13 protein-coding genes are annotated in these 10,522 nt (G+C 70.8%); 5 read left to right on the top strand and 8 right to left on the bottom strand.

All coding sequences use genetic code 11. The features are described 5' to 3' along the window. On the bottom strand, positions 1 to 288 hold a 288-nt coding region (locus ACR2JA_RS10785; RefSeq protein ID WP_434009084.1), incomplete at its 3' end, for a c-type cytochrome. Between the two features lie 216 nt (positions 289 to 504). Between ACR2JA_RS10785 and ACR2JA_RS10790 the strand changes: the two genes are divergently transcribed. Together ACR2JA_RS10790 and ACR2JA_RS10795 are read left to right on the top strand one after the other, a co-directional pair. Beyond that, complete coding sequence (locus ACR2JA_RS10790; RefSeq protein WP_434009085.1) at positions 505 to 735, top strand: cysteine-rich CWC family protein; 231 nt, start codon at positions 505 to 507, stop codon at positions 733 to 735. Beyond that, complete coding sequence (locus tag ACR2JA_RS10795; RefSeq protein WP_434009086.1) at positions 732 to 974, top strand: hypothetical protein; 243 nt, start codon at positions 732 to 734, stop codon at positions 972 to 974. The genes ACR2JA_RS10790 and ACR2JA_RS10795 overlap by 4 nt, the downstream gene beginning before the upstream one ends. 3 nt (positions 975 to 977) lie before the next feature. On the opposite strand, the gene ACR2JA_RS10800 is transcribed toward ACR2JA_RS10795, so the two are convergent. Together ACR2JA_RS10800 and ACR2JA_RS10805 are read right to left on the bottom strand one after the other, a co-directional pair. After that, positions 978 to 1,313 (bottom strand): hypothetical protein, encoded by a 336-nt coding sequence (locus tag ACR2JA_RS10800; RefSeq protein ID WP_434009087.1) that lies wholly within the window; start codon positions 1,311 to 1,313, stop codon positions 978 to 980. Beyond that, complete coding sequence (locus tag ACR2JA_RS10805) at positions 1,310 to 2,803, bottom strand: DegQ family serine endoprotease (protein ID WP_434009088.1); 1,494 nt, start codon at positions 2,801 to 2,803, stop codon at positions 1,310 to 1,312. The genes ACR2JA_RS10800 and ACR2JA_RS10805 overlap by 4 nt, the downstream gene beginning before the upstream one ends. A gap of 130 nt (positions 2,804 to 2,933) precedes the next feature. On the opposite strand from ACR2JA_RS10805, the gene ACR2JA_RS10810 reads away from it, so the two are divergent. Beyond that, positions 2,934 to 3,620 (top strand): DUF1345 domain-containing protein, encoded by a 687-nt coding sequence (locus tag ACR2JA_RS10810; protein WP_434009089.1) that lies wholly within the window; start codon positions 2,934 to 2,936, stop codon positions 3,618 to 3,620. Here the strand turns inward: ACR2JA_RS10810 and ACR2JA_RS10815 are convergent. Then, complete coding sequence (locus ACR2JA_RS10815) at positions 3,606 to 4,958, bottom strand: ATP-binding protein (RefSeq protein WP_434009090.1); 1,353 nt, start codon at positions 4,956 to 4,958, stop codon at positions 3,606 to 3,608. The genes ACR2JA_RS10810 and ACR2JA_RS10815 overlap by 15 nt on opposite strands. 124 nt (positions 4,959 to 5,082) lie before the next feature. Then, positions 5,083 to 5,742 carry a response regulator transcription factor gene (locus ACR2JA_RS10820; protein WP_434009091.1) on the bottom strand — a complete coding sequence of 220 codons (660 nt, stop codon included), beginning with the start codon at positions 5,740 to 5,742 and terminating at the stop codon, positions 5,083 to 5,085. A 145-nt stretch (positions 5,743 to 5,887) separates the two neighbouring features. Here ACR2JA_RS10820 and ACR2JA_RS10825 point away from each other — a divergent pair, with 145 nt between their 5' ends. Then, entirely contained in the window at positions 5,888 to 7,378 is a 1,491-nt protein-coding gene (locus ACR2JA_RS10825) for an MFS transporter (protein WP_434009092.1), read from the top strand. A gap of 225 nt (positions 7,379 to 7,603) precedes the next feature. Continuing rightward, a complete protein-coding gene (locus ACR2JA_RS10830) occupies positions 7,604 to 8,368 on the top strand; it encodes a class II glutamine amidotransferase (protein WP_434009093.1) in 765 nt (254 codons plus the stop codon). 48 nt (positions 8,369 to 8,416) lie between these two features. Here the strand turns inward: ACR2JA_RS10830 and ACR2JA_RS10835 are convergent, their stop codons facing one another. The 3 genes from ACR2JA_RS10835 to gshB form a co-directional block, all read right to left on the bottom strand. Further along, positions 8,417 to 8,995 (bottom strand): hypothetical protein, encoded by a 579-nt coding sequence (locus tag ACR2JA_RS10835; protein WP_434009094.1) that lies wholly within the window; start codon positions 8,993 to 8,995, stop codon positions 8,417 to 8,419. A gap of 192 nt (positions 8,996 to 9,187) precedes the next feature. Continuing rightward, entirely contained in the window at positions 9,188 to 9,538 is a 351-nt protein-coding gene (locus tag ACR2JA_RS10840; protein ID WP_434009095.1) for a VF530 family DNA-binding protein, read from the bottom strand. Next, positions 9,535 to 10,488 (bottom strand): glutathione synthase, encoded by a 954-nt coding sequence (gene gshB, locus ACR2JA_RS10845; protein ID WP_434009096.1) that lies wholly within the window; start codon positions 10,486 to 10,488, stop codon positions 9,535 to 9,537. Before gshB ends, ACR2JA_RS10840 begins: the two co-directional genes overlap by 4 nt. Positions 10,489 to 10,522: the final 34 nt, after the last annotated feature.

The following is a 10,522-nucleotide window of genomic DNA, read 5'->3' on the forward strand; positions in this document are numbered from 1 at the left end:
GGCCAGCTTATCGCGCGTGGCGGTGCTGGGCGGAGGCGGCGGATAGGGCAGGTCCAGGCGGGCGAAGTGGCGGGCGATGTCGCGCAGGTAGGCGTCGCTCAGCGGGTCGAGCAGGAAGCGCATGCCCGCGGCCTGGCGGCGGCCGTCGCGGAAGTTCAGCAGCTGGTGGTAGAGGTAGCCCTCGGGCTTGCCCGCGATGCGCGGGTAGAAGCCGTCGTTGGTGGCGCGGCCTTCGGGGCCGTGGCACAGGGTGCAGGCCATCACGCGCGGGGCCCGGGTGTCGGGCACGGTGTGGGGCGGGGCGGCAGGGGTGGGGCCGGCGGCCCACGCCTGGGCATGGAGCCAGGCGCAGCCAGCGACGACCAGAACGCGAACAAAAGACATGGCGGTGGGGTCGAGGGTCGGTGCAGGTGGAGCCCACAGGGCGCGAGCGCGCGGGGCCCCAGTCGGTTTGACCGTACCACAGGCGCCGGGCCGATACACTGACCGGAACCGGCCCCCACCATGCAGAGCACCACCGTTTCCCCCGACCCCACCCGCTGCCCGCTGTGCGGCGGCGACAACCGCTGCGCAATGGAGATGGAACGCGCCAGCGGCCAGCCGCAACCGCCCTGCTGGTGCACCACGGCGCAGTTCCCGCCCGACCTGCTGGACCGCCTGCCGGCCGAGGCCGCGGGCAAGACCTGCATCTGCGCCGGCTGCCTGGCGGCTTTCAACACCGAGAGCGCCGCATGATGGGCTGGATCGACCGTTTCCCCTTCAAGCTGCTGCTGGTCGTGGCGCTGTGGCTGGCCGTGGCGCCCATCGTGCCCGAGCCGCACCTGGTCGAGAAACTCCGCATGCTTGCGCAAGGCACGCTGCAGCGGCCGATCGACATCTTCGACTTGCTGCTGCACACCACGCCGCTGGTGCTGCTGGCGCTGCGCCTGTGGCGCGACGCGCAGCGGCGCCAGGGACGCCCGCCGCAGGCCTGAGGCTCAGCTGACCACGAAGGCCAGCACCAGGCCGCCCAGTGCGAGCAGACCCAGGCCGGCGACGAACACGTTTTCGCCCAGCGCCTCGTAGCGCGCCGCGCGCTGGCGCAGCCGCATGGACATGAACGACAGCACCGCGCTGGCCAGGAACACCAGGCCATCGAGCGCGAGCAGCTTGTCCACCAGCACCCGGCCTTCACTGGGCGGGCCGAGCAGGCTGATGTAGAGCGCCGTGAGGCAGACGCCGATCATGGTGGCCGACGTCGGCAGGATGTGGGCCGACAGACCGCCGCTGTCCACGCGGCGCGCCGGGGTCTCCGGTGAGCGGCCCAGCATCATCCGATGCGCACCGGCACGAAGATGGTGTCGCCGTCGCGCTGGATCAGCAGCGCCACCGACTTGGCCGACCGGGCCACCACCGAGCGCACTTGCTCCACGCTCTGCACCGGTGTGCCGTTGACCGCCATGAGCACGTCGCCCGGCTGCACCCCGGCGAGTGCGGCGGGGCCGCCCACGTCCTGCACCACCAGACCCGCGCTGACACCGGCGGCCCGCTGTTCCTGCGGCTGCAGCGGGCGCAGCGCCAGGCCCAGGCGGCCCTGCCCGGTCGCAGCGTCGGCCTGCGCCAGCGTGGCCTTGGGTGCGCTGGCGTCGCCCAGCGTCGCGCTCAGCGTGGTGCGCTGGCCCTGGCGCCAGACCTCCAGCGTCACCGCGCTGCCCGGGGCGGACTGGCCGATCAGTGCCGGCAGGTCGCCCGAGGCCACGATGGCCTGGCCGTTGACCTGGCGGATCACGTCGCCGGCCTTCAGGCCCGCCTTGGCGCCCGGGCCGCCCGGCTCGACGGCCGCGACCAGCGCGCCCTCGGGCTTGTCGAGCTGGAAGGAGTCGGCCAGGGTCTGGTTGACTTCCTGGATGGTCACGCCCAGGCGGGCGTGGCTGGCCTTGCCGGTGGCGACGATCTGGTCCCGGACCTGGGCCGCGATCTCGATCGGGATGGCGAACGACAGGCCCTGGTAGCCGCCCGAGCGGCTGTAGATCTGCGAGTTGATGCCCACCACCTCGCCACGGCTGTTGAACAGCGGGCCGCCCGAGTTGCCGGGGTTGACCGCGACGTCGGTCTGGATGAAGGGCACGAAGCTGTCGTCGGGCAGCGCGCGGCCCTTGGCACTGACCACGCCGGCGGAGACGCTGTTTTCGAAGCCGAAGGGCGAGCCGATGGCCAGCACCCACTCGCCCACTTTCAGGTCGCGCGTGCTGCCCAGCGGCACGGTGGGCAGGTCGTGGGCGTCGATCTTCAGCACGGCCACATCGGTCTTGGGGTCGGCGCCCAGCACGCGGGCCTTGAACTCGCGCCGGTCGGTCAGCTTGACGATCACCTCGCTGGCGCCGTGCACCACGTGGGCGTTGGTGAGGATGGTGCCGTCGGCGCTGACCACAAAGCCCGAGCCCTGGCCGCGCACCGGCTGGTCGCCAGCGCCCCCCTGGCCCTCGGGGCCCTGGAAGCGGCGGAAGAAGTCGTAGAAGGGATCGTTCGGGTCCAGGCCCGGCACGCCGTGCCCGCGGGCCTGCGGGGCGCCGTCATCGACCGCTTTCTGAGGACCGCTGACGCTGATGTTGACCACCGCGGCGCCGTGGCGGCCGGCGATGGCGGCGAAGTCGGGTGCACCGGCCAGCGGCGCGGCGGCACCCACCGGGGCGACCGCCGGCAAAGGAGTGGCCGCGGCGCGGGCGTGGCCACCGGTGAGGTAGGTGGCGCCGGCGCCGCCGAGCGCGCCGGCCACGGCCAGCGCCAGCACCAGGCGGGTGGGGGTGAGCTTGTGTGTGTTCATGGGGGCTCCTGGACAGGTGAAACAACGGTGGATGGCGCCACTGTCCGGTGCGTCGCTTAGTCGGGCCTTAGGGCCTGTTCACGGGCTCCGGCCAGCCGGTACGCGGGGGCGTGCGTGGCACACTGAATCCATGAGCACACACCCGATGCACGGCCTGCACTGGTCGGCCAGCTTCAGCGCCTGGCAACGCCAGGGTCTGGCCCTGCTGCCCGCGCTGCTGGCCGGTGGCGGCGTCACCGCGCTGGGCGGGTCGGGCGCCACGCCCTGGCTGTCCGGCTGGGTGGTGTACTGCGCGGTGTACGTGACGCTGGTCTGGCGCCTGGCGCGGCACCTGGACGCGCGCGGCACGCACCGCCGCGCGCGCTGGGAAGACCCGGGTGCCGCCATGCTGGCCGTGCTGGTCACCGGCGCCGCCGTCGCCAGCCTGCTGGCCGTGGCCATGGCGGTGGACAGCGGGCGCGCGCTGCAGGGCTGGCCCCGCGCCCTGCATCTGGGGCTGATGCTCGCCTCGCTGAGCGGCGCCTGGCTGCTGATCCAGGCGGTGTTTGCGCTGCACTACGCGCGCACCTATTACCGCCCGGTCGGCGGTGGCCACGAACCCGCGCGCGGGCTGGCCTTCCCCGGCCAGGAAGACCCCGACTACCTCGATTTTTTCTACCACAGCGCCGTGATCGGCATGACCTCGCAGGTGTCCGACGTGACGGTGCACGGCCGCGCCATGCGGCGCCTGGTGCTGCTGCACGGCCTGCTGTCGTTCGCCTTCAACCTGATCGTGCTGGCGATGGCGGTGAACGTGTTCGCCTCAGCGCTGGGCTGAAGGCCCGTCGGCACGCGCAAAGCCCACCCGCACGCGCAGCCCGCCCAGCGTGGGCGAGGCGTCCAGGCGCAGCGTGGCGGCGTGCAGATCGGCCACCGCCCGAACGATGGCCAGGCCCAGGCCGCTGCCGGACGCGGGTGCATCGGGCAGGCGCACAAAGCGGTCCAGCACGCGCTCGCGCTCGGCTTCGGGAATGCCGGGGCCGCTGTCTTCCACGCACAGTTCCAGGCCGTCGTCCCCGGCGCGCCAGGCCACGTCCACCCGGCCACCGGCGGGGGTGTATTTGACGGCGTTCTCCAGCAGGTTGCGCACCAGGATGCGCAGCGCCTCGGGGTGGCCGCTCACCGGCGCCGCGTCGGTCTGCGCGAGCCCGAGGTCGATGCCACACTGCCCGGCCGCGGGCGCGAGGTCGGCCACCGCACTGCGCAGCAGGTCGGCCATGGCCACCGGTTCGGCTGGCGCCCCTGCGGTGGCGCTGGCCTGCTGGCGTGCCAGCACCAGCAACTGCTCGATCAGGCGCGTGGCGCGGTCGATGCCAGCACCCAGCCGCTCCAGCGCACGCTCGCGCGTGGCGGCATCGGGCGCGCGCTGCAGGCCCTGCACCTGCAGCTTCAGCGCGGCCAGCGGCGAGCGCAGCTCGTGCGCCGCGTCGGCCACAAACCGCTGCTGCGCATCAAACGCCTGCGACACCCGGCGCAACAGGTCATTGAGCTCGCGCAACAGCGGGCGGATTTCATCGGGCAGGTCGGCCTCTTCGGCGATCGGGGTCAGGTCGTCGGCCTGGCGCTGCGCCAGCTGGTGCTGCACCTGCGCCACCGGCGCCAGGGTGCGGCGCACCACCCAGCCCACCAGCAGCATCAGCAGCGGCGCCAGCAGCACGATGGGCAGCGCCGTGCGCAGCGCCAGCGCGCCGGCCATGCGCTGGCGCACCGCCATGTCCTGCGCCACCTGGATCACGAAGTGGCGCGCCTGCACCGAGTACACGCGGTAGCGCGTGCCGTGCGCGTTCACGTCGGCAAAGCCCAGCACCGCGCGCTGGGGCAGCTCGGCCCGTTGTGCCGACCCGAAGATCTGCACGCCGTCCAGCGTCCAGATCTGCAGCACGAAATCGAAGTCCTGCTCCTCGGCCGGCACCGGGATCACGCCCGTGGCCAGCCCCTGCGGCAGACCGGCGCGCAAGGACTGCGCGGTCTGCTGCATGTGGTAGTCGAAGATCTGGTCGGCCTCGGCGCGCGCAGCGCGATAGGCCAGGCCCGCCTGCAGCAGCGCCGTGGCCAGGATGGCCAGCAGCACGAACACCAGCAGACGCGCGCGCAGGGATGACAGTAGGCGTGTCATGCAGCGCCGATCCCAAGCACCAGCCGGCGCGACGTGACTTCACCCAGGGTGCCGTGGAACCGGCTTTGCCGGGCCGCAGGCACCGTCCCCCTGGGGGGAAGCCGCGAAGCGGCGCAGGGGGGGGTCATTGCTTGGGCACGAAGTAGCCCACCCCGCGCACGTTGTGGACGATGTCGGGCCCAAGCTTCTTGCGCAGCCCGTGGATGTAGACCTCCACCGCGTTGGAGCTGATCTCGTCCTTCCAGCCGTACAGCTTTTCTTCCAGCTGCGCGCGCGAGAGCACCAGCCCCGGTCGTGCCAGCAGTGGTTCGAGCACCGCCCATTCGCGCGCCGACAGCTGCACCGGCTGACCGTTGACCGTGGCCTCGCGCGTGGCCGGCTGGATGCTCACGCCCTGGTGCTCGTACACCGGCTCGGCGCGCCCGGCCGCGCGGCGCAGCAGGGCGCGGATGCGCGCCAGCAGTTCGTCCAGGTCGTAGGGCTTGAGCACGTAGTCGTCGGCCCCGGCGTCCAGTCCTTCGATGCGTTGCTGCACCGAATCGCGCGCGGTGGCAATCAGCACCGGCAGGCGGTTCTTGCGCGCGCGCAGCGCCCGCAGCACCGACAGGCCATCGCGCCGGGGCAGCCCCAGGTCGAGCAGCACCAGGTCGTAGTGCTGTGTGGTCAGCGCCGTGTCGGCCATCTCGCCGTCTTTCACCCAGTCCACCGCGTAGTGTTCGGCGCGCAGCAGATCGAGCACCGATTCGCCGATCATGGTGTCGTCTTCCACCAGCAACAGTCGCATCCAGGCTTCCTTCCAGGGCCTCGGACCGACGCCCCGTGGCCATTCTGCCAGCGGGTTTGGCCCCCTTCTTAAGCGGTGCTTAGACCGCCGCGCGCACCGGGGTGGCCCGTGGCCGGTTATCGTTGCGGCCTTGCCCGTGTCCAACATGAACCAACGCACCGATCACTCCATGGCCGCCCTGCGCGCGCGCTACGGCGAGCGCTACCGCTGGCTGCTGCTGCTGTCGGTGATGGTGGGGACCATGGCCTCCATCATGTCGTCGACCATCATCAACGTGGCGATCCCGGACATGAGCCTGCACTTCACGCTGGGGCAGGAACGGGCGCAGTGGGCCACCTCGGGCTTCATGGCGGCGATGACGGTGTCCATGCTCACCACCCCCTGGCTGCTGGCGCGCTACGGCTACCGCCACACCTATGTGGGCTGCATGTGGCTGCTGCTGGTGGGCGGCGTGGCCGGCGGTTTTGCCAACGACTACCCGCTGGTGCTGGCCGCGCGCGTGGCCGAGGGCCTGGCCGCGGGCGTGGTGCAGCCGATCCCGGCCATCATCATCCTGCGCGCGTTCGAACCGCACGAGCAGGGCCGTGCCAGCGGCATCTTCGGCATGGGCGTGGTGCTGGCGCCGGCCATCGGCCCCAGCATCGGCGGCCTGCTGGTGGACGCGTTCGGCTGGCGTTCGATCTTCTTCATGGTGGTGCCGTTCTGCCTGGCCTCGATGTGGATGGCGCAGCGCTTTGTCTCCACCAGCGGCCCCGGCGGCGGCGCCGCCAACCCGCAGGGTGCGGCGCTTGACTGGCGCGGCCTGCTGCTGGCCACGGTGGGCACGCTGTGCCTGCTCAACGGCCTGGTGCAGTTGCGCGGGGACGTGCCGGCCCTGGGCGGCGCGATGCTGACTGTGGCGGCCTTGGTCGTGCTGGCGTTCGTGGTGCTGCAGCGGCGCACGCTCAAGGCGCGCCGGCGCCAGCCCGACGCCGGTGTCGACCCGCTCATGAACCTTTCGCTGTTCAAGGACCGGCGCTTTGCCATGGGCAGCATCGTGGCCGTGATCTACGGCACCGCGCTGTTCGGGTCGACCTACCTGCTGCCGGTCTACATGCAGATGGGGCTGGGCCTGTCGCCATCCTTCGTGGGCACGGTGCTGCTGCCGGCCGGGCTGGTGCTGGCGATCACCATCGCGGTCGTCGGGCGCCTGTCGGACCGGCAACCCACGCACCGCCTGGTGAGCCTGGGGCTGGCGCTGCTGGCCGCGTCGTTCGCGCTGATGCTCACCATCGACGGCCGCGACGCCACGCGCACCGCCACCCTGCTGGTGGCCTGGGCCATCCTGGGCCGCATCGGGCTGGGTTTCATCCTGCCGTCGCTCAACACCGGTGCCATGCGCGGGCTGGAGCGTCACCTGATCCCGCAGGGCTCGAGCGTGATCAACTTCGTGCGCATGCTCGGCGGCGCCGCCGGCGTGAGCCTGTGCGGCATCGTGCTCGAATGGCGCCTGGCCGCGCACGGCGCCCAGCTGGGCGGTGGCGACCAGGCGGCCCGCCTGGCCGCCTTCGACGAAACCTTCCTCATGCTGGCCACCCTCTGCGGCCTGGCCCTCATCGCAGCCTGGCGGCTGCGTTCAGAACACAGCCCGACCTGAACCGGCGGTGGATCTGACCGAGTGCGTACAAGCGGCCCCCGCGAGCGAGAACCGCTTCGCCGCACAATAGCCACTTCACCACACCAAGCCTTGCACCAAGGCACGGCGCCGGAGCGGGAAACGCGCCCCCTCCAGCACGCACCGTGGAACCGGCTTTGCCGGGCCACTGGTACGGTCCCCCCTTTCAAGGGGGGAAGCCGCGCAGCGGCGCAGGGGGGATTCCGAATGTGCCAACTGCTCGGCCTGAACTGCGCCACCCCCACCGACGCCACCTTCAGCTTCACCGGCTTCTGCCGGCGCGGCGGGGCCACCGACCAGCACGCCGACGGCTGGGGCATCGCCTTTTTTGAGGGCAAGGGCCTGCGCCTGTTCGTGGACGAACACAGCGCCGCCGAGTCGCAGATGGCGGCCTTCCTGCGCACCTACCCGCTCAAGAGCCGCAACATCATCGCCCACGTGCGCAAGGCCACCATCGGCCAGGTGTGCCTGGAAAACGCCCACCCGTTCTCGCGCGAGCTCTGGGGCCGGCACTGGGTGTTCGCCCACAACGGCGACCTCAAGGACTACCAGCCGCGCCTGCACGCGCAATTCCGCCCGGTGGGCAGCACCGACAGCGAACGCGCCTTCTGCTGGCTGATGCAGGAACTGGCCAAGTCGCACGCCGAGCTGCCCAGCGTGGCCGAGCTGACGCTGACGCTGCGCGAACTGGTGCCGCAGGTGCGGCGCTTCGGCAGCTTCAACTTCCTGCTCTCCAACGGCGAGGCGCTGTGGGCCCACTGCAGCACGAACCTGCACTGGCTGGTGCGCCAGCACCCGTTCCAGGCGGCCACGCTCAAGGACCAGGACTGGACGGTGGACTTCGCCCAGCTCAACCAGCCCGGCGACCGCGCCGCGGTGATCGTGACCCAGCCGCTGACCGACAACGAACCCTGGACCGCGTTTGCCCCTGACGAGCTCAAGGTGTTCGTGGACGGCCTGCCGCAGGACTGAGCCGGTGTGGGCTGGGCCGCTCGCTCAGCGGGCGGGCCCCGGGCGGCGTCAGAGCACCTTGAAGAGCTTCTCGCGCAGCTCCGGCAGGCGGCGCGCGCCGGTGCCGTGGCCGGCCATGCTGGCCTCCCAGGCACGGTAGACCTTGCGCAGGCCGTCGGTGCCTTGGGCCTCGAAGATGGAGGTCACCAGCGACACCCGCGTGTTCTGGCCAATGATCGCGTTGACCGAATTGATCATGAAGTGACGCGCCATCTCGTTGTCCTTGGCGCTGCGCCCGGCCGCGGGCGGCAGGCCGTCGATCTCGGGCCCTGTGTCCGCGATGTCGACTGGCGCAGTGTCGCCATTCGGGGGCGCTGGCGCGGCTGCAGGGGTCGCCGTGCTCGGGGTCTTGCCGACCCGCGCCACCGCTTCGATGCAGCCTTTGTCCAGCAGCTCGGCCAGCACCGACTCCACGTCGCCCTTGCCCACCAGGAACACCGACAGCTCGGCACCACTGCGTTTGCCGTCCACCAGCACCAGGGCGCGCCGCACGAGCAGCGACAAGCCGAGCGTTCGGGACTGGATTTCCTCTTGACCCACGGCGGTCTTGGCGAACACCGTGGCGTTGAGATCAATGGTTTCGGGCATGGTTGTGGTGTATGTGGTGATGCCCCCCTGCGAAGGCGCGTTTCTATCGCAGCCGCAGCGGCTCCACAAGACGGACAAGCCCTGAAAGTCCGTCAAACCAATACTTTTGAGCTACACCAAAAACCCCACTCCGTCACCCAGGCGCTGAACGTGCACTTTGACCGACGGACGGCGGCAGCCGTGAGCGCGGCGCTATGACTTTTGCGAACCGGCGCGGCGCTCTTCGCGCAGCATGAAGAGGTAGAGCCCCTCGACCTTCTCGCGCGCCCAGGGCGTCTTGCGCAGGAACTTCAGGCTGGAGCCCACGCTCGGGTCCACATTGAAGCAGCGGATGGGGATGCGATGCCCCAGTTCGTCCCAGCCGTAGTGGTCGGCCAGCGCGGTGACGATGGCTTCGAGCGTCAGCCCGTGCAGCGGGTTGCGCGCCTGTGCTGGTTGACCCCCACGCTCCGACGCTGCGCGGGTCGCTGCCCCCCGAGGGGGATGGTCCGGCTTGGGGAGGCCCGGCGCCGGATCCTGGCGCGGTGTCTTGTCGTCGCTCACGCCGTCACCTGCAACGCTTCTTCAAGTGCATCCACAAACATCGCCGGCACATCAAAGCCGGTCTGGTCGTGGATCTCCTGGAAGCAGGTCGGGCTGGTGACGTTGATCTCGGTGACCTTGTTGCCGATCATGTCCAGCCCCACCAGCAGCAGGCCGCGCGCGGCCAGCACCGGGGCGATGGCCTCGGCCACGGCGCGGTTCTCGTCGGACAGCGGTTGGGCCACGCCCTTGCCGCCGGCGGCCAGGTTGCCACGCACCTCGCCACCCTGCGGGATGCGCGCCAGCACATAGGGCGCGACCTGGCCGCCGATCAGCAGCAGGCGCTTGTCGCCCAGCACGATCTCGGGCAGGTAGCGCTGCACCATCACGCTGGTGGCGCCGCCCTGGTTGAGTGTCTCGATGATGGAGCCGAGGTTCATGCCGTCGGCACCGACGCGGAAGATCCCCATGCCGCCCATGCCGTCCAGCGGCTTGAGGATGATGTCCTGATGCTCGGCGTGGAAGGCGCGGATCGCTTCGGGCGAGCGCGTCACCAGCGTGGGCGGCGCGTACTGCGCGAACTCCATCAGCGCCAGCTTCTCGGGGTGCTCGCGCAGGGCAGAAGGCCGGTTGAACACGCGCGCGCCTTCGCGCTGCGCCTGCTCCAGCAGGTGGGTGCAGTAGAAAAACTCGCTGTCAAACGGCGGGTCCTTGCGCATCAGCACGGCGTCGAAGTCTTTCAGCGCTTCGACCGCTTCGCCGGTGACGCTGAACCAGTCGTGCGCGTCGCCCGTGAGGCGGATGCGGCGCACGGTGGCGTTGACGGTGCCACCACTGCGCCAGCCCATGTGGCGCGGCTCGGTGGCGGCGATGCGGTGGCCGCGCTTCTGCAGCTCGCGCATCATGGAAAAAGTGGTGTCCTTGTAGGTCTTGAAGGACTCGAGGGGGTCGGCGGCGAAGAGGATGTTCATGGGGTGTTCTTTCGGGCTCCGTATCCTTGCACAG

This window comes from Hydrogenophaga sp. (genome assembly GCF_051007235.1).
Lineage (GTDB): Bacteria > Pseudomonadota > Gammaproteobacteria > Burkholderiales > Burkholderiaceae_C > Hydrogenophaga.